Here is a 17,293-nt window from a genome sequence, read left to right on the forward strand (position 1 = left end):
ACAGCCGTGCACGACCGGAAACGCACAGCGGTGAACCTCTGACGAGCCCCCGCACCGTTGGAGACGACCGTGACCCTCGCCGCCGCAAGCGTCGACACCGGCGACACCGCCTGGCTGCTCGCCGCCACCGCCCTCGTCCTGCTGATGACCCCGGGCCTGGCCCTCTTCTACGGCGGCATGGTCCGCACGAAGAGCGTCCTGAACATGCTGATGATGAGCTTCGTGTCCATCGCCCTGGTCACCGTCGTCTGGCTGGCCTGCGGCTACTCCCTCGCCTTCGGGGAGGACACCCTCGGCGGCCTCATCGGCGGGCTCGACCACGCCGGTATGGCCGGGCTCCGACCGGACAGCGTCCAGGGGACCGTCCCCACCCTCCTCTTCGCCACCTTCCAGCTCACCTTCGCGATCATCACCGCGGCGCTGATCAGCGGCGCCGTCGCGGACCGGGCGAAGTTCGAGGCGTGGGTCGTGTTCGTGCCGGTGTGGGCGCTGCTCGTATACGTTCCCGTCGCCCACTGGACCTGGGGCCCCGGCGGCTGGATCCTCGACCGGCTCGGTGCCCTCGACTTCGCCGGCGGTCTCCCCGTCGAGATCACCTCCGGCGCCTCCGGCCTCGCCCTGGCCCTGGTCCTGGGCCCGCGGCTCGGCTTCAAGAAGGACGCCATGCGGCCGCACAACCTGCCGATGGTCATGATCGGCGCCGGTCTCCTGTGGTTCGGCTGGTTCGGGTTCAACGCCGGCTCCGCCCTCGGCGCCAACGGCCTCGCGGCCGCCGCCTTCCTCAACACCCTCGCCGCCGGCTGCACCGGCCTGCTCGGCTGGCTCTTCGTCGAGCAGAAGCGCGACGGTCACCCGACGACGCTGGGCGCGGCCTCCGGCGCGGTCGCCGGACTGGTGGCCATCACACCCTCCTGCGGCTCGGTCTCGCTGCTCGGCGCGCTCGTCATCGGCCTCGCCGCCGGCGTCGTCTGCTCGTACGCCGTCGGCTGGAAGTTCAAGTTCAACTACGACGACTCCCTGGACGTCGTCGGCGTCCACCTCGTCGGCGGTGTCATCGGCACCCTGCTGATCGGCGTCTTCGCGACGGCCGCCATGACCGGCGGGGCCGAGGGTCTCCTCTACGGCGGCGGACTCGCGCAGCTCGGCAAGCAGGCGGTGGCGATCGTGGCCGTGGGCGCGTACGCCTTCCTCGTCACCTACGGCATCGCCAAGCTGATCGACAGGGTCATGGGCTTCCGGGCGAGCGAGGAGCAGGAGCACACCGGCCTGGACCTTACGGTGCACGCCGAGACCGCCTACGATCACGGGGTCCTGGGGCACGGCGCCCCGGTCACGGCGTCCCTCGCCTCGTCCGTCTCCTCCTCCCTCCCCGCCGCGCAGAAGGTCAAGAAGCAGGCATGAAGCTGATCACCGCGATCGTCAAGCCGTACCGGCTCGACGAGGTCAAGACCGCCCTCCAGGAACTCGGCGTGCACGGTCTGACCGTGACCGAGGCGAGCGGGTACGGCCGGCAGCGCGGCCACACCGAGGTGTACCGGGGCGCGGAGTACCAGGTCGACCTGGTGCCGAAGGTCCGCATCGAGGTCGTCGTCGAGGACGCGCTGTCCGAGGACGTCATCGACGCCATCGTGAAGGCCGCGCACACCGGCAAGATCGGCGACGGCAAGGTCTGGGCGCTGCCGGTCGAGACGGTCGTACGGGTACGGACGGGCGAGCGCGGCCCCGACGCGCTGTGAAGCCGTAACAGCGCCGGGACCGCGCCCCTTTCAGAACGTCGGAGCCTTCAGTGCGTCAGGCGGGCTCAGTCGAACACGAACGGGCCCGGCGACTGCGGCCCGGTCGCCGTGCAGGTGATGGTGATGCCGAGGACGGTCATGGTCAGCGAGCCGCCGAAGGCCTCCAGGCTGTCCCCGGAGGCGACGGTGCCGCTGAGCGGGCCGACCTGGACGGGGTCGCCGGCGGCCATCGCCGGGTTCTCCGTGCCGGTGAAGGCGGTGGTGCCGCCGCTCGCCTTCACCAGGGTGAGCGTCGAGGCGATGGAGTCCTCGCCGAGCGCGATCGGCGCGGTGATCGCGGAGGAGTTGACGGTGATGGTGGCGGCGGTGCCGTCCTGCGTCGCCGTGAGGGTGGCCTCGCCACCGCCGAAGCTGCCGCATTCGGCGGTGATCGTCGCCGAGCCGGGGGCGACCGCGAGGGCGGCGGGTGCGAAGGCCAGCCCGGTGACCGCGAGGGTCCCGGCCACCAGCGCGGCACCTGCTCCAATGCGCATGCGTCTCATGGGGATTCAGTCCCTTTCAAGGGTGGGGGAGTTCCTTGTGTGGGGGGTCGGGGAACTGTTCGGCAGGTGGATGCGGACACACTGCGTGGAGAGCTGAATCTGACGGTCCGTCGGAACCGCCGTTTCCATTGATGCGCGTGGGGCGAGGGTCGGCAAGGGTGATTTCCGGCCTCCATTACCGGAGGGTCAGCTACCGGATCAGGCCTTGCTGGGCGACATGTCCTGCAGGCCCACCACCCGCAGGAGTTGCAGGCGCTCGTAGGCCTCGGTCCCGGGCCGGGCCGAGTGCACGACCAGCAGGTGGTGGTGTTCGTGACTGACCATGACCTCGCAGTCCAGTTCCAGGAGGCCGACCACGGGGTGCAGGAAACGCTTGGTGGCACGGTTGCGCTGCGACACCTCGTGTTCCTCCCACAATCGGGCGAACTCCTCGCTGGACGACCGGAGTTCGGCGACCAGCGCGGCCGGTTCCGGGTCGTCGGGGCGGGCCGCGGCCACCGCGCGCAGGGTGGCCACATGGGCGCGCGCGTGGCCCGCGCGGTCCTCCTGCGGGAAGAGCGAGCGCGCGGCCGGGTCCAGGAAGTAGAGCCGGGCGAGATTGCGCTCGCGCCGCGGCCGGGACATCACATCACCGACCAGCGCCCGGGCCATCGCGTTCTGCGCGAGCACCTCGCCGCAGTCGTTCACCACCTGGGCCGGGGTGTCGTGCAGCCGGTCCAGGATCAGCAGCAGCCCGGGCCGGACATGCGCCGACGTCGTCTCGCGGCGCGGGGGCTCCTCGCCGGCCAGGTGGAACAGGTGGTTGCTCTCGACGGCGGTCAGGCGCAGCGCGCGGGCCAGCGCCGTCAGCATCTGGCGGGACGGGCGCGGGCCACGGGACTGTTCCAGCCGGGTGTAGTAGTCCACCGACATCCCCGCCAGCTGCGCCACCTCCTCACGGCGCAGGCCCGGAGTGCGGCGCCGGGTGCCCGGGGTCAGACCCACGTCCGACGGGGTCAGCCGGGCGCGGCCACGGCGCAGGAAGTCGGCGAGTTCGGCTCGGTTCACCTCTCCAGCCTGCGGCAGCGCGGCCGGCTTAGCCAGGGACTGCCGATCCCCTGATCAACAGGTCTCTCCCGTCCGCACCGGCCCCGTCCGAGGCTGGTCGGTGACGAGAGGAGCAGAACATGCTGACGTTGGTGACGGGTACGACAGGACAGGTCGGCCGGCGCTTCGTGCCGAGGCTGCTCGCGCAGTCCCGGGCGGGAGAGCAGGTACGGGTGCTGGTGCGGGACGAGGCGCGGGGCGAGCCGTTCGCGGAGCTGGGCGCCGAGGTCGTGGTCGGCGATCTGCGGGACACCGGGACGCTCGGCAAGGCGGTCGCCGGGGTCGACGCGGTCGTGAACGTCGCGGCCTCCTTCCGCGGGGTCCCCGACGAGGAGGCGTGGGCGGTCAACCGGGACGCGGCCGTGGCGCTGGGGCGTGCGGCGCTGGCTGCCGGGGTGCGGCGCTTTGTGCAGGTCAGCACGGGGCTGGTGTACGGCACCGGACGCGGCCGCCCGCTCACCGAGGACGACGAGAGCCGGCCCGGCGGGGCGATGTGGGGTGCCTACCCGGAGTCCAAGGCGGCGGCCGAGCGGGAGCTGCGCGGGATGGAGGGGCTCGACGTACGCGTCGCCCGGCTCCCCTTCGTCTACGGCGAGGGCGATCCGCATCTCGCGCAGTCCCTGATGTGGGCCAAGAACTGGGCGGCCACCCAGCGGCTGCACATGGGGCATCACGCGGACGTGGCCCAGGGGCTGCTGCGGATCCTGCATGCGCCGGGGATCGCGGGGCGGGCCTACAACATCGCCGACGACGTTCCCGTGACGGCGGTCGAGTTGCATCAGCTCAACGGGGTCGAGATCCCGGCGGAGTTGTACACCCGTGCCGATCCCGATCCGTGGGTCGCGATCACCTCGACGGAGCGGATTCGTCGGGAGCTGGGGTATCGGCCGTTGTTTCCGTCGGTTTATGCCGCGCGGGATGCCGGGGCGCTCTGACGGGGTGCCGGTCGGGGGCACCGTGGGCTGACTAGTCCACGCCTCTGATGCGTCCCACCAGCACCGCCCCCGCCAGGCCCGCCCCCGCCGCCACCAGGTACAGCACCCGGTAGCCGCCGAGGTGGGTGACGATCGGGGCGGCCAGGGCGGGGGCCGCCACCTGGGGGAGGGCGTTCGCCACGTTGATGACGCCGAGGTCCTTGCCGCGGTCGAGGGCCTTCGGCAGGACGTCCGTCATCAGCGCGAAGTCGACCGACATGAACACCCCGAGCCCCAGGCCCAGCAGCGCCGCCACGACGATCGCGCTCGGCCAGGTCTGCCAGCCGGCCAGCAGGCCCGTGGCCGCCGCCATCAGCACCCCGGACCACATCACGAACGGCTTGCGGCGGCCCACCCGGTCCGACCAGGCGCCGCCCACCACCACCGTGGCCACCAGGGTCACGCTGTTCACCGCGGTGAGGATCAGGACGCCCTGCTCGGGGTCGTGGTGGTGCAGGCGGTCCCGCAGGTAGTAGAGGAGGTAAAGGATCACCAGTGCGTTGCTGAGGTTGATCAGGAAGCGGGTCAGCCAGGCCCAGCCGAAGTCGGGGTAGCGGCGCGGGCTCAGCCAGAAGCCGCGCGTGAACGAACGCCAGGACCACGCGGGCCGGTCCGTGGCCGCCAGCCGCAGATCCCGGTACCGCAGGACGTACGGCAGCACCCCCGCCACCGCGAACACCGCGCAGGCCGCATACCCCGCCGCGATCCCGCCCGCCGCCGTCGCAAGCCCCGTGCCGGTGACCGCCCCGAGGATCTGCGCCGCCCCCAACCAGCCGCCCACCACGCCCCGTTGCAGCCGTGGCACCCGGTCCGGCACCGCTGCCGTCACCGCCGCGAAGGACGCGTTCAGCGTCAGCTGGACCAGACACCAGCCGACCGCCATCGCCCACAGCCCGCCCGCCCCGGCGAGCAGCAGCAGCGACAGCGCGCCGCCCGCCGCGCCGGCCACGATCCACGGCGTACGGCGGCCCCAGCGGGCCGTGGTGCGGTCCGACAGCGCCCCGAAGAACGGGTTCGCCGCCAGCGACACCACCGCGCCCGCGCCGGTCACCCATGCCAGCAGCGTCTCCTTCGACATCCCGGTGCCGGGCGCGAAGTCCTCCGCCTGCCGGGCCAGCAGGATCTGCAACGGGCCGTACCAGCCCACCCAGATCGCCACGTTGGACAGCGACAGCGCCGCCGTCCAGCCCCGGCCGACCCGGTCGACGGGCTCGGCCAGGGCACCGGGGGACCGGGTGGACGTCACCTCTGGGCCCGGAGCACGTCCCGCAGCCAGCCGTAGGACGCCTTGGGGGTCCTGGTGAGCGTCTCGTAGTCCGTGTGCACCAGCCCGAACCGCCGCGCGTACCCCTCGGCCCACTCGAAGTTGTCGAGCAGCGACCAGACGAAGTACCCGCGTACGTCCACGCCCGCCTCCACCGCCCGGTGCAGCGCGCGGATGTGGCCGTCCAGGTAGGCGATCCGCTCCTGGTCGTCGATGCCCTCGTAACTGCAGCCGTTCTCGGTGATGACGACCGGCGGCAGCCGGTCGCCGTACCGCTCCCGGAAGCCGGTGAGCAGCTCGGTGAGGCCCTCGGGCACCACCGGCCAGCCGAAGTCCGTCGTCGGCACGCCCTCGATCTCCCGTACGGAGAAGGGCAGTTCCGCGGGCATGCTGATCCCGCCGAACTCGATCTCGGTGCCCTGCGGGGCGCCCACGCGGGTCGGCGCGTAGTAGTTGACGCCGTAGAAGTCGAGCGGCTCGGCGATGACCAACAGGTCGGCCTCGACGTCGCCAGGCATCAACTCGCCGATGCCGTCCGGGTACTGGCCGAGCAGCAGCGGGTCCGCGAACAGCCGGTTGAGGAGTACGTCGTAGAAGTCAGCCGCCTCCAGGTCCGCCGGTTCCTGCGACGCCGGCCACGTCGGCCCGTGCGAGTTGGCGATCCCAATGTCCGTGGCGCCGGCCGCGCGCAGCGCCCGTACGGCGAGACCGTGGGCCAGCAGCTGGTGGTGGGCGACGGGGAGGGCGTCGAACAGGAGCTGCCTGCCGGGGGCGTGGGTGCCGAGGGCGTGGCCCAGCAGGGTGTGCTCGGCGGGCTCGTTGAGAGTGATCCACTTCTTCACCCGGTCGCCCAGGCGCTCGGCGACCACCTCCACGTACTCGGCGAAACGGGACGCCGTGTCCCGCTCCAGCCAGTCCAGCGCGACCGGCAGATCCCAGTGGAAGAGCGTCGGCACCGGCCGCACGCCCGCCGCGCACAGCTCGTCCACCAGACGGTCGTAGAAGTCGAGGCCCTTCGGCGCGTTCACCCGCGGCCACGAGATCGAGAAGCGGTACGCGTCGACGCCCAGGTCGGCCAGCAGGGCCACGTCCTGCGGGTAGCGGTGGTAGTGGTCGCAGGCCACCGTGGCCGTGGAGCCGTCCTTCACCCGGCCCGGCCCGGCCGTGAAGGTGTCCCACACGGAGGGTTCGCGCTCGTCCACCGCGCCCTCGATCTGATGGGCCGAGGTGGACACGCCCCACAGGAAGCCGGCCGGGAACTGAGGTATCGGGTTCGTCGCGCCGCGCGCGTCAGTCGCCATGCGCCGGATCATCCGTACCAGCGGTAACGGAAGTCAACGGCCGGGCGTGAAGAAGCAGTTACGGCCCTCCGTGAGTGCCGGTCACGCCCCCTCCTTCAGTACCCGCGAGATCAGCTTCCGCTGGTCGTCCGTGAGCCGGGGATCCGAGCAGTACACCGTTCTGCCGTCCACGGTGATCTGGTAGCTGAAGCCGTCCGGAACCCCGACGGGGGGCGTGCCCCGGCCGGACGCGACCGCGCGCTCGGCCAGGGCGTGCCACTCCTGGGCGTCGGGCCGCCCCGAGGTGTCCACCTCGGCGTGCCGCTCGATGCCCGCGAATCCACCCGTGCGCCGTACCAAAATCCGCATGGGTCCCTGTCTAGTACGGACTTACTGGATCCGCACCCCGACCTGCTCCCAGGCCTTCGACACGGCCTGGAGCTCCTCGCCGTCGTCGCCGAAGCGCTCGCGGGCCGTCTTGACGGTCAGCTTGGCGAAGTCGGTGAACATGGCCCGCTCCGACAGCTCGCCGCCGGTCAGGACGTCGTACCAGACCTGTCCCGCCTTCTCCCACGCGTTGCCGCCGAGGGCGGTGGCGGCCAGGTAGAAGGCGTGGTTGGGGATGCCGGAGTTGATGTGGACGCCGCCGTTGTCGCGGCCGGTGCGGACGTAGTCGTCCATCGTCGCGGGCTGCGGGTCCTTGCCGAGGACGTCGTCGTCGTACGCGCTGCCCGGCTCCTTCATGGAGCGCAGGGCCTTGCCGGAGACGCCGGGCGCCAGCAGACCGGCGCCGATCAGCCAGTCGGCCTCGGCGGCGGTCTGGCCGAGCGTGTACTGCTTGATCAGCGCGCCGAAGACGTCCGACATGGACTCGTTCAGGGCGCCCGGCTGGCCGTAGTAGGTCAGGTTGGCCGTGTACTGGGTGACGCCGTGGCTGAGCTCGTGGCCGATGACGTCGATCGGGATGGTGAAGTCGAGGAAGATCTCCCCGTCCCCGTCGCCGAACACCATCTGCTCGCCGTTCCAGAAGGCGTTGTTGTAGTTCTCGTCGTAGTGGACGGTGGCGTCCAGGGGCAGCCCGTCGCCGTCGATCGAGTGGCGGGCGTACGCCTTGAGGAAGAGCTCGAAGGTGGCGCCGAGGCCGGAGTAGGCGCGGTTGACCGTGGCGTCCTGGCCGGGGTCCGCGCCCTCGCCGCGGACCTTGGTGCCGGGCAGGGCGGTGCGGTGCTGGGCGTCGTAGATGGTGCGCAGCGGCTGGTCCGACGGTGCCTTCTCCGCCGGGGCGGCCGCGAGGGCGAACTCGGTCGTGACGCGACGCCTGCCGCGCAGCTCACTGTCGCGCATCAGGGTCCGGCGGGCGGGGCCGGAGAGTGCGGGGTCGTCGTTCCGGGCCAGCTTGTCGAGGACGTGCGGCGGTACGACGGTGCAGAAGACGGGCTCGAAGCCCCCGTTGGTCGTCATGACCGGCACCATTGCACTGCGTTAGCGGGCTGTCACTAGTCGCAACCATGATTGGTGAAATATGCGGACAGGGAGCCGCACGCTCCGTGACGAAGTGGTATGGCGCACGTTTTGTCCTATTCATCCCTCGGGTCCCGCATACTGATACGGCGCCCCGCACGGGGAGCGGCTCGGCTAGCATGCTTCGCATCATGCGTTTCGGGCTGCTTCTTCTTAGCTGCCGCGGCGAGGGCCTGTAGTCCAGGTCGACTCCCTCCCCGCGGAGCTTGGCGTTGCGTCGTCGGCCGTCCTTCCGGACATCCTGAGGAGCCCGAAGCATTATGGCGAATCGCCAGCAGCCCAGTTCCATGCCGGTCCACAAGTACGGCCGCTACGAGCAGGTCGACATCCCGGACCGCACCTGGCCCCAGAAGCGTGTCACCGCCGCCCCCCGCTGGCTCTCCACCGATCTGCGTGACGGCAACCAGGCCCTGATCGACCCGATGTCGCCCGAGCGCAAGCGCCGGATGTTCGACCAGCTGGTCAAGATGGGCTACAAGGAGATCGAGGTCGGCTTCCCGGCATCGGGCCAGACGGACTTCGACTTCGTGCGGTCGATCATCGAGGACCCCGAGGCGATCCCCGACGACGTCACCATCTCCGTACTGACCCAGGCCCGCGAGGACCTGATCGAGCGGACCGTGGAGTCCCTGAAGGGCGCCAAGCGGGCCACCGTCCACCTGTACAACGCCACCGCCCCCGTCTTCCGCCGGGTGGTGTTCCGCGGCTCCAGGGACGACATCAAGCAGATCGCCGTCGACGGCACGCGGCTGGTCGTCGAGTACGCGGAGAAGCTGCTGGGCCCGGAGACGGAGTTCGGCTACCAGTACAGCCCCGAGATCTTCACCGACACCGAGCTGGACTTCGCCCTGGAGGTCTGCGAGGCGGTGATGGACGTCTACCAGCCCGGTCCGGGCCGCGAGATCATCCTCAACCTGCCCGCCACGGTGGAGCGTTCGACGCCGTCCACCCACGCGGACCGCTTCGAGTGGATGCACCGCAACCTGACGCGCCGCGAGCACGTCGTGCTGTCGGTCCACCCGCACAACGACCGCGGTACGGCGGTGGCGGCGGCCGAGCTGGCGCTGATGGCCGGCGCCGACCGCATCGAGGGCTGCCTGTTCGGGCAGGGCGAGCGCACCGGCAACGTCGACCTGGTCACCCTGGGCATGAACCTGTTCTCGCAGGGCGTCGACCCGCAGATCGACTTCTCCGACATCGACGAGATCCGTCGTACGTGGGAGTACTGCAATCAGATGGAGGTCCACCCGCGCCACCCGTACGTGGGCGACCTGGTCTACACGTCCTTCTCCGGCTCCCACCAGGACGCCATCAAGAAGGGCTTCGACGCCATGGAGGCCGACGCGGCCGCGAAGGGCGTCACCGTCGACGACATCGAGTGGGCGGTGCCCTACCTGCCGATCGACCCGAAGGACGTCGGCCGCTCCTACGAGGCCGTCATCCGCGTCAACTCGCAGTCCGGCAAGGGCGGTATCGCGTACGTCCTGAAGAACGACCACAAGCTGGACCTGCCGCGCCGGATGCAGATCGAGTTCTCCAAGCTGATCCAGGCCAAGACGGACGCCGAGGGCGGCGAGGTCACCGGCGGTGACATCTGGGCGGTCTTCCAGGACGAGTACCTGCCGAACCCGCAGAACCCGTGGGGTCGGATCCAGGTCAAGAACGGTCAGTCGACGACGGACACGGACGGCGTGGACACGCTGAAGGTGGAGGCGACGGTCGACGGCGTCGACACGGTCCTGTCCGGTACCGGCAACGGTCCGATCTCGGCCTTCTTCGACGCCCTGCAGTCCATCGGCATCGACGTGCGGCTGCTGGACTACCAGGAGCACACGATGAGCGAGGGCGCGTCGGCGCAGGCCGCGTCGTACATCGAGTGCGCGATCGACGGCAAGGTGCTGTGGGGGATCGGGATCGACGCGAACACCACGCGTGCGTCGCTGAAGGCGGTCGTCTCCGCCGTCAATCGCGCAGCGCGCTGACGGTTCGCGCTCCGCGAGGGAGGGGCGCGACCACGGAAGTGCCGCGAGGCGCAGTCGCTCGTCCACTGCGCCGTCGCGGCTGGTCGCGCAGTTCCCGGCGCCCCTTTAGGGCGTTGTTGTGCCAGGCGTTCCCAGGTCCCGTCCGCCCTGTTCCGGTGGGCGGGGCCCGTCTGTTTCCGGCCATTGACCTGTGCAGGTCACGGAAAGGTCTCGTCCGGGGTGCTGACTCTGCCTCCATGATGTGGCTAACATCACGCAAGCGCGGCGATGTTGCCGCGGGGTTACGGAGGTGCGACGTGCTGCCAGGACGGGGACAAGACGGCCGTGCCGCCAGGCTTGCGCGCATTCTGGGCACCCGCACCGCATGGTCGGCCGTCGGTGACGGCGAGTTCTTCTGCCCGGGCTGCGGGGGTGACCGCAACTACCAGCGGCTGACGGGGCACCGCCGCTTCACCCTGCTCGGTGTGCCGGTCCTGCCGCGCGGCGAGACCGCCCCGGTCGTGGAGTGCGCGGCCTGCCGACGTCACTTCGGCACCGACGTCCTCGACCACCCCACCACCACCCGCTTCTCCGCGATGCTGCGTGACGCCGTCCACACCGTCGCCCTCGCGGTGCTGGCCGCCGGCGGCACCTGTGCCCGTCCGTCCCTGGAGGCCGCCGCGGCGACGGTGCGTGCCGCCGGTTTCGACGAGTGCACGGAGGAGCAGCTCAACGCCCTGGTCGAGGCCCTGGCCGCGGACACCGGGCGGGTCTTCTCCGAGCCCTGCGGTGCCGGCCTGGCCATAGAGCTCCACGAGGCCCTGGACCCCCTCGCCCCCCACCTCGCGCCGCCCGGCCGCGAATCGATCCTGCTCCAGGGCGCCCGCATCGCCCTGGCCGACGGCCCCTACACACCCGCCGAGCGGGACGTCCTAGCGACGGTCGGCTCCGCGCTCACCATCTGCGCCGAGGACGTGACGAGGCTGCTGGCCGCGGCGGCCCGGACGCCGTCGTAGCCCCCGGCGCCACGACCGTCGCCGAACCGGGCGCCGCCCACGGCGACGACCAGCACGGCCGTGGCCACGAGGACCTGTAGTCCGGCGCTGACGACGGCGCGGAGCCGGAGCAGCGGTGCGGCCGTCAGCAGCACGACGCCGCCGGCGATGCCCACGTAGAGCCAGGTGAACCTGAACGTGACGCCGGAGTTGTCCGCGCCCGGGTCGAACGGCCTCCAGTCGCCGCTGACGTCGATGCCTGCCAGGAAGGCCGCGACTGCCCCGATGACGTCGAGGACCAGCAGCCCGACCGCCAGGGCGATGTCCGCCGCGACGGGCAGCTGTCGGCGTCCGGTGGGCGGGGGCGGCACATTGGCACCGCGGAAGTGCGGGAGGCCGACAGGGGCGGTCATGAGGGCCAGGATGGCCCGAGAGCAGGGCCGGCACCTGAGTACGGATGCTCAGGCATGGTGTTCCGCAGTACTCCCCAGGGAGTAATCGCGCCGTCGTGCCGCCCCCGGCAGTAGGCCCCAACTCGCCCTCCCGCCCGACGAATCGGCCCTCCCGCGCCGGGAGTCTGGAAGCGACCCAGACACCCGACCCGGAGGGAGGCCCGTCTCATGGGGGCCGCAAGGACAAGTGCACGACGGCGGCGGGCCGTGCCCTGGCTCGTGCTCGGGTTGTGGATCGCGGTGCTGGCGCTGGCGTCGCCGTTCGCGTCGAAGCTGGCGGACGTGCAGCGGGACCGTGCCGTCGACTATCTGCCGGCGAGCGCCGACTCCACGCAGGTGGCGAAGATCGAGGACCGGCTGCCGGGTGGCGAGGCCACCGAGATGGTGGTCGTCTATCACCGGGACGGCGGGCTGAGCGCGGGGGACAGGGCGACTGCCGCCGATCAGATCGAGCGGATCGCGGGTGCCCACCGGCTCACCGGGAAACCCGAAGGCATTCCGTCCCAGGACGGCACCACCCTGATGTACCCGGTCGCCAGCACCGAACCGGGGCAGGACGAGGACGCCCGGGACGCACTGGTCAACTCCGTGCGGGACATCGCGAAGGGCAGCGACGGGCTGAACGTCGACGTCGGCGGGGCGGGCGCGCTCGCCACCGACGCGGGCGAGGTCTACAACTCGCTCGACGGACCCCTGCTGTACACCACGGCCGCCGTGGTCGCGCTGCTGCTGATCCTCATCTACCGCAGCCCGTTCCTGTGGCTCGTCCCGCTCGCCGTCGCGGGCATGGCCGACTATCTGTCGATGGGCGTCGCCTACGGCCTCAACCAGTGGTTCGGAACGTCCGTTTCCGGCCAGAGCTCCGGGATCATGACGATCCTCGTCTTCGGGGCCGGCACCGACTACGCGCTGCTGCTCGTCTCCCGGTACCGGGAAGAACTACGGCGGATCGAGCGGCCCTACGACGCCATGGTGGCCGCGCTCAAGGGCTGCGGGCCCGCCGTGCTCGCCTCCTCCGGCACCGTCGCCGCCGGACTGCTGTGCCTGCTCGCCGCCGACCTCAACTCCAGCCGCGGCATGGGCCCGCTCGGCACCGTCGGCGTGCTGTGCGCGCTGGCCGCCATGCTGACGCTGCTGCCCGCGATCCTCGTGCTGCTCGGCCGGCGCGTGTTCTGGCCGCTCGTGCCCCGCCACGGCAGCACGCCCAAGGCCCGCCGGTCCCTGTTCACGGCGATGGGCAGCTCCGCCGGACGCCGGCCCCTGACCGTCCTCGCGGGCGGTGCGGTCCTGCTCGGCGCGCTCGCGCTCGGCGCCCTGAACCTGCCCGGCCCCCTGAAGCAGGAGGACTCCTTCACCAGCAAGCCCGACGCGGTCGCCGCCATGGAGACGCTCGGCCAGGCCTACCCCGAGCGCGGCACCCAGCCCATCACCGTCATCACGCGGGAGGGCCGCGCCGCCGAGACGCTCGCGTCGGTCCGCGGCACCGAGGGCGTCGACAGCGCGCGGGAAGGCCGTACCGGAAACGGCTGGACGGAGATCTCCGTCCTCGCCACCGCGGCACCCCAGTCCGCCGGGGAGACCGCCACCATCGAGGCCCTGCGCGACAAGCTCGACGGCTCCTACGTCGGCGGGCCGAGCGCCGAGCAGATCGACCTGAAGGACACCAACGCCCGCGACCGCCTGGTCGTCGTACCGCTCGTGCTGCTGTCCGTGCTGCTGATCCTGGTCGCCCTGCTGCGCTCGCTCGTCGCGCCGCTGATCCTGGTGGCGGCCGTGGTCGCCGTGTGGGGCGCGGCGCTCGGCATCGGCGGGCTCGTCTTCGGGCCGCTCTTCGGCTTCGAGGGCACCGATCCCGGACTCGGGCTGCTCTCGTTCGTGTTCCTGGTGGCCCTCGGCGTCGACTACGGCATCTTCCTGATGCACCGGATGCGCGAGGAGTGCCTGAACGGCACCGAACCGGCATCGGCCGCGCTCACCGCGCTGCGCACCACGGGCGGCGTCATCGCCTCCGCCGGGCTCGTCCTCGCCGCCACCTTCGCGGTGCTCACCAGCATGCCGCTCGTCCCACTCGTCGAGCTGGGATTCGTCATCGCCGTCGGCGTACTGCTGGACACCTTCCTGGTCCGCACCTACCTGGTCACCAGCGCGAGCGTGGCCCTCAGGCGCAGGATGTGGTGGCCGGGCCGGCTCTCCCGCGCACCCGAGGGACCCCGGCCGCCCGTCCCGCCGAAGGAGCCGGAGCACGTGGCCGTCTCCGTGTCCTGACCGACCGGCGCCCCTCCCTGCCGGAGGGGCGCCCTCGTCCCGGAAGATGAACTCCGTGCAGCCAACCACGACAGCGGCCCGGTCCCGCATCGGCGAGCGGGTCATGGCGGCGATCAACCGCGACCCCCTCACCGCCCCGCACCGCACACGCAACGACGCGCTGCTGGCCGTGGCCTGGGCCGTTCTCGCCACGGCCATGGCCCTGCTCGGCGACAAGGGACTGCGCCCCGACGCGCTCGGCTGGACCCTGCTGCTCGCCGCCCACGTGCCCCTGGTGTGGCGGCGCCACCGGCCGCTGCTGGTCCTGCTGGCGGTGATGGTCTGCATCGCCCCGTACCACGCCCTGGAGAACAACCACGCCGCGCCCCTCTTCGCGACCATGGTGGTGCTGTACACGCTCGCGGCGACCGGCACGGTGCGCCGCACGCTGCTCACCGGGGCCGCCGTCCTCGGCGTGACACTGATCCTCAACGCCCTCACCAACCCCGACGGGACGGTGGAGATCCTGCGGATCTCCGGCTGGGTCTTCGCGTTCCTCTTCTGCGGCATCGACGTCCGCTACTACCGCCAGTACGTCGCCGCCATCGTCGAGCGCGCCGAGCGCGCCGAACGCACCCGCGAGGAGGAGGCCCGCCGCCGGGTCGCCGAGGAACGCCTGCGCATCGCCCGCGACCTGCACGACCTGCTCGCCCACAGCATCACGCTCATCGGCGTGCAGACATCGGTGGCCGCGCACGTCCTGGCCGCCGACCCCGAGCGGCTGAACCGCGAGGCGATCGCCAAGTCGCTCGACGACATCGCCGGGACCTGCCGCACGGCGCGCGGCGAGCTGCGTACGACGCTGGAACTCCTGCGTGAGCAGGGCGCGGTGGGCGAGGCACGCGGCCCGCTGCCCGGTATCGACGGGGTGCCCGACCTGGTGGAGGCGGCGCGGCTGGCCGGTGCACGGGTGGCGTCGGAGGTGCGGGTGCGGGAGGCGCCGCCCGCCGTCGGGGCGGCCGCGTACCGGATCGTGCAGGAAGCGCTGACGAACGTCGTCCGGCACGCGGGTCCCGAACCCGCCGTACGGGTCGAGCTGTACGAGGAGCAGGGCGCCCTGCTCGTGTCGGTCACCGACGACGGGAGGCGCCCCGCCCACGGCTCCACCACGTCCGTCCCCGGCTACGGCCTCGTCGGCATGCGGGAGCGGGCCCGCAGCGTGGGTGGCACACTCGACGCCGGACCGGGCGACAAGGGGGGTTTCCGGGTGAGCGCCGTACTGCCTGTCGGGAGCGACCGGGGAGGAGAGAGATGATCCGCGTCCTGCTCGCGGACGACCAGACGCTCGTGCGGGAGGCGTTCGCCATGCTGGTCGAGTCGGCCCCCGACATGGAGGTCGTCGGCCAGGCGGCCACCGGCAGGGAGGCCGCGGAACTGGCCCGTGGCACCCGCGCCGACCTCGTCGTGATGGACATCCGCATGCCCGACCTCGACGGCATCGAGGCGACCCGCCTGATCGCGGCCGACGAGGACCTGGCCGAGGTGCGTGTCCTGGTCCTCACCACCTACGACACCGACGAGAACATCGTGGACGCGCTGCGCGCCGGCGCCTCCGGATTCCTGGTCAAGGACACCCGCCCGGCCGAACTCCTCGACGCCATCCGCACGGTGGCCGCGGGGGAGGCGCTCCTGTCGCCGGGGCCGACCGCACGGCTGATCGAGCGGTTCCTGCGCAGCCCTTCCGCGCCCACCGCCGGCGGACCCGATTGCCTGTCCGAACGTGAACGCGAAGTGCTGACACTGGTCGCCCGCGGCCTCAACAACACGGAAATCGCGGAAGCATTGGGGCTCAGCCCGCTGACGGCGAAGACACACGTCAGCCGCATCATGGGGAAGCTGGGAGCCCGGGACCGAGCGCAGTTGGTCATCGTGGCCTATGAGTCAGGGATGGTGACACCGGGGATCCTGTGACGGACAGGGCAATGTCTGACCCTCCGTCAAAGGAGCTCGATGACCAACCTGAGGCGCACACTCAGTCGTACGTACCTGGTCACCGCCGTACTCCTGACCACCCCACTGGTCACGACCGGCAACGCCTCGGCGGGGGAGGCCGGCTGCACGTCCTCCGTCCCCTACGTCTCGGGCGAGGGCGGCTACGACACGTACCGCATCCCGGCGACGGTCACGACCCCGCGCGGCACGGTCCTGGCCTTCGCCGAGGGCCGGCACGACGGGGCGGGCGACACCGGCGACATCGATGTCATCCTCAGACGCTCCCTCGACGGCGGCTGCACCTGGGGTCCGCAGGCCGTGGTCGCCTCCGGGGACGGGGACACGCGGGGCAACCCCGCTCCCGTGGTCGATCCGCGCACCGGCGCGGTCGTGCTGGTCACCTCCTACAACAGCGGGGACGTGACGGAGGCGCAGATCATGCGGGGCGAGGCGACGCCGGAGCAGAGCCGGCGGGTGTTCGTGCAGCGGAGCGCGGATGACGGCCGCCACTTCTCCTCCCCGCGGGACATCACGGGCCAGGTGAAGCCGTCGAACTGGCGCTGGTACGCCACGGGGCCCGGTCACGCGATCGCGCTGCGGCACGGTCCGCACGCGGGGCGGCTGGTCGTCCCGTCGAACCACTCGGCTGCGCCGGCGCCGGGGTCCGGGGACACCGGGCAGGAGCCCAAGTACTACGGCGCCCACGCCATCTACAGCGACGACGGCGGGCGTTCCTGGCGGAGGGGGTTCGTCGACGACTCGTACGACGGTTTCAGCAACGCGAACGAGTCCACGGCGGCCGAACTTCCCGACGGCAGGCTGTACTTCAACTCCCGGGACCAACTCGGCACGAGTGCCGGGAACCGGCTCGACAGCCACTCCGGTGACGGTGGGGAGACGTTGGACCGGCCGTACACGGTTCAGCCGACGTTGAACGAGGTGCCGGTGGTGCAGGGGAGTGTCCTCCAACTCGCGGGTTCTCGGGGCGCGTTGCTGTTCTCCGGTCCGTCCGTGCCTACGGTGCGCCAATCGATGGCCGTGTGGCGGAGTGCGGATGGCGGGGCGACCTTCACGAAGGCAATGACGCTGTCTCAGCAGCGGGCGGGGTACTCGGATCTGGTGCCGTTGGGGCGGCGGGTGGTCGGGATTCTGTACGAGACGGGGGTGGAGGGGACGTACGAGACGATCGAGTTCCGCAGGCTGCCGACGGGCTGAAAACCAGCCCCTCCGGCGTTCGAGGAGCGGG

General features: G+C 71.4%; 16 protein-coding genes. 9 read left to right on the forward strand and 7 right to left on the reverse strand.

Annotation, left to right across the window (positions count from 1 at the left end; translation table 11 throughout):
- Window positions 1–57: 57 nt before the first annotated feature.
- Window positions 58–1,401 carry an ammonium transporter gene (locus OG331_RS33175; protein WP_406202983.1) on the forward strand — a complete coding sequence of 448 codons (1,344 nt, stop codon included), beginning with the start codon at window positions 58–60 and terminating at the stop codon, window positions 1,399–1,401.
- On the forward strand, window positions 1,398–1,736 hold the full coding sequence (locus OG331_RS33180; RefSeq protein WP_328881738.1) for a P-II family nitrogen regulator: 339 nt from the start codon (window positions 1,398–1,400) through the stop codon (window positions 1,734–1,736). The genes OG331_RS33175 and OG331_RS33180 overlap by 4 nt, the downstream gene beginning before the upstream one ends.
- 65 nt (window positions 1,737–1,801) lie before the next feature.
- Here OG331_RS33180 and OG331_RS33185 read toward each other — a convergent pair whose 3' ends face one another.
- On the reverse strand, window positions 1,802–2,278 hold the full coding sequence (locus OG331_RS33185) for a hypothetical protein (protein ID WP_406202985.1): 477 nt from the start codon (window positions 2,276–2,278) through the stop codon (window positions 1,802–1,804).
- A gap of 198 nt (window positions 2,279–2,476) precedes the next feature.
- Entirely contained in the window at window positions 2,477–3,325 is an 849-nt protein-coding gene (locus OG331_RS33190) for a helix-turn-helix transcriptional regulator (protein ID WP_406202987.1), read from the reverse strand.
- Between the two features lie 119 nt (window positions 3,326–3,444).
- Here OG331_RS33190 and OG331_RS33195 point away from each other — a divergent pair, with 119 nt between their 5' ends.
- Complete coding sequence (locus OG331_RS33195) at window positions 3,445–4,299, forward strand: NAD-dependent epimerase/dehydratase family protein (RefSeq protein ID WP_406202989.1); 855 nt, start codon at window positions 3,445–3,447, stop codon at window positions 4,297–4,299.
- Window positions 4,300–4,330: 31 nt separating this feature from the next.
- Here the strand turns inward: OG331_RS33195 and OG331_RS33200 are convergent, their stop codons facing one another.
- The 4 genes from OG331_RS33200 to OG331_RS33215 form a co-directional block, all read right to left on the reverse strand.
- Window positions 4,331–5,584 carry an MFS transporter gene (locus OG331_RS33200; RefSeq protein ID WP_406202991.1) on the reverse strand — a complete coding sequence of 418 codons (1,254 nt, stop codon included), beginning with the start codon at window positions 5,582–5,584 and terminating at the stop codon, window positions 4,331–4,333.
- Window positions 5,581–6,915, reverse strand: a complete 1,335-nt coding sequence (locus OG331_RS33205; RefSeq protein ID WP_406202993.1) for a GH1 family beta-glucosidase — start codon at window positions 6,913–6,915, stop codon at window positions 5,581–5,583. The genes OG331_RS33200 and OG331_RS33205 overlap by 4 nt, the downstream gene beginning before the upstream one ends.
- A 69-nt stretch (window positions 6,916–6,984) precedes the next feature.
- Window positions 6,985–7,251, reverse strand: coding sequence for a protealysin inhibitor emfourin (locus OG331_RS33210; RefSeq protein ID WP_406202995.1), 267 nt, complete (start codon window positions 7,249–7,251; stop codon window positions 6,985–6,987).
- A gap of 21 nt (window positions 7,252–7,272) precedes the next feature.
- Complete coding sequence (locus tag OG331_RS33215) at window positions 7,273–8,343, reverse strand: M4 family metallopeptidase (RefSeq protein WP_406202997.1); 1,071 nt, start codon at window positions 8,341–8,343, stop codon at window positions 7,273–7,275.
- Between the two features lie 320 nt (window positions 8,344–8,663).
- Between OG331_RS33215 and leuA the strand changes: the two genes are divergently transcribed.
- Both leuA and OG331_RS33225 read left to right on the forward strand, forming a co-directional pair.
- Entirely contained in the window at window positions 8,664–10,385 is a 1,722-nt protein-coding gene (leuA, locus tag OG331_RS33220) for a 2-isopropylmalate synthase (protein ID WP_406202999.1), read from the forward strand.
- A 296-nt stretch (window positions 10,386–10,681) separates the two neighbouring features.
- Window positions 10,682–11,380 carry a TerB family tellurite resistance protein gene (locus OG331_RS33225; protein WP_406203001.1) on the forward strand — a complete coding sequence of 233 codons (699 nt, stop codon included), beginning with the start codon at window positions 10,682–10,684 and terminating at the stop codon, window positions 11,378–11,380.
- Here OG331_RS33225 and OG331_RS33230 read toward each other — a convergent pair.
- Window positions 11,272–11,772 carry a DUF6234 family protein gene (locus OG331_RS33230; RefSeq protein WP_406203003.1) on the reverse strand — a complete coding sequence of 167 codons (501 nt, stop codon included), beginning with the start codon at window positions 11,770–11,772 and terminating at the stop codon, window positions 11,272–11,274. The genes OG331_RS33225 and OG331_RS33230 overlap by 109 nt on opposite strands.
- Before the next feature lie 207 nt (window positions 11,773–11,979).
- Here OG331_RS33230 and OG331_RS33235 point away from each other — a divergent pair, with 207 nt between their 5' ends.
- Genes OG331_RS33235 through OG331_RS33250 form a run of 4 tightly spaced genes read left to right on the forward strand, consistent with a single transcriptional unit; the run spans window position 11,980 to window position 17,262 of the window.
- The gene (locus OG331_RS33235) at window positions 11,980–14,076 is read left to right on the forward strand and encodes an MMPL family transporter (RefSeq protein ID WP_406203005.1); all 2,097 of its coding nucleotides are present in this window, start codon (window positions 11,980–11,982) and stop codon (window positions 14,074–14,076) included.
- A 46-nt stretch (window positions 14,077–14,122) separates the two neighbouring features.
- A complete protein-coding gene (locus OG331_RS33240; protein ID WP_406203007.1) occupies window positions 14,123–15,370 on the forward strand; it encodes a sensor histidine kinase in 1,248 nt (415 codons plus the stop codon).
- A complete protein-coding gene (locus OG331_RS33245) occupies window positions 15,367–16,026 on the forward strand; it encodes a response regulator (protein WP_406203009.1) in 660 nt (219 codons plus the stop codon). Before OG331_RS33240 ends, OG331_RS33245 begins: the two co-directional genes overlap by 4 nt.
- 39 nt (window positions 16,027–16,065) lie before the next feature.
- Window positions 16,066–17,262: an exo-alpha-sialidase gene (locus tag OG331_RS33250; RefSeq protein ID WP_406203010.1), complete on the forward strand. Its 1,197-nt coding sequence runs from the start codon at window positions 16,066–16,068 to the stop codon at window positions 17,260–17,262.
- Window positions 17,263–17,293 lie beyond the last annotated feature (31 nt).

It is taken from the genome of Streptomyces sp. NBC_01017, assembly GCF_045162795.1.
Taxonomy (GTDB): Bacteria; Actinomycetota; Actinomycetes; order Streptomycetales; family Streptomycetaceae; genus Streptomyces; species Streptomyces machairae.

Excerpts from the sequence above, each read along its gene's own strand:
- OG331_RS33215 (WP_406202997.1), bottom strand. The coding sequence starts at position 8,343 with ATGACGACCAACGGGGGCTTCGAGCCCGTCTTCTGCACCGTCGTACCG.
- OG331_RS33205 (WP_406202993.1), bottom strand. The coding sequence starts at position 6,915 with ATGATCCGGCGCATGGCGACTGACGCGCGCGGCGCGACGAACCCGATA.
- OG331_RS33210 (WP_406202995.1), bottom strand. The coding sequence starts at position 7,251 with ATGCGGATTTTGGTACGGCGCACGGGTGGATTCGCGGGCATCGAGCGG.
- OG331_RS33180 (WP_328881738.1), top strand. The coding sequence starts at position 1,398 with ATGAAGCTGATCACCGCGATCGTCAAGCCGTACCGGCTCGACGAGGTC.
- leuA (WP_406202999.1), top strand. The coding sequence starts at position 8,664 with ATGGCGAATCGCCAGCAGCCCAGTTCCATGCCGGTCCACAAGTACGGC.
- OG331_RS33185 (WP_406202985.1), bottom strand. The coding sequence starts at position 2,278 with ATGAGACGCATGCGCATTGGAGCAGGTGCCGCGCTGGTGGCCGGGACC.
- OG331_RS33235 (WP_406203005.1), top strand. The coding sequence starts at position 11,980 with ATGGGGGCCGCAAGGACAAGTGCACGACGGCGGCGGGCCGTGCCCTGG.
- OG331_RS33240 (WP_406203007.1), top strand. The coding sequence starts at position 14,123 with ATGAACTCCGTGCAGCCAACCACGACAGCGGCCCGGTCCCGCATCGGC.
- OG331_RS33195 (WP_406202989.1), top strand. The coding sequence starts at position 3,445 with ATGCTGACGTTGGTGACGGGTACGACAGGACAGGTCGGCCGGCGCTTC.
- OG331_RS33245 (WP_406203009.1), top strand. The coding sequence starts at position 15,367 with ATGATCCGCGTCCTGCTCGCGGACGACCAGACGCTCGTGCGGGAGGCG.
- OG331_RS33230 (WP_406203003.1), bottom strand. The coding sequence starts at position 11,772 with ATGACCGCCCCTGTCGGCCTCCCGCACTTCCGCGGTGCCAATGTGCCG.
- OG331_RS33250 (WP_406203010.1), top strand. The coding sequence starts at position 16,066 with ATGACCAACCTGAGGCGCACACTCAGTCGTACGTACCTGGTCACCGCC.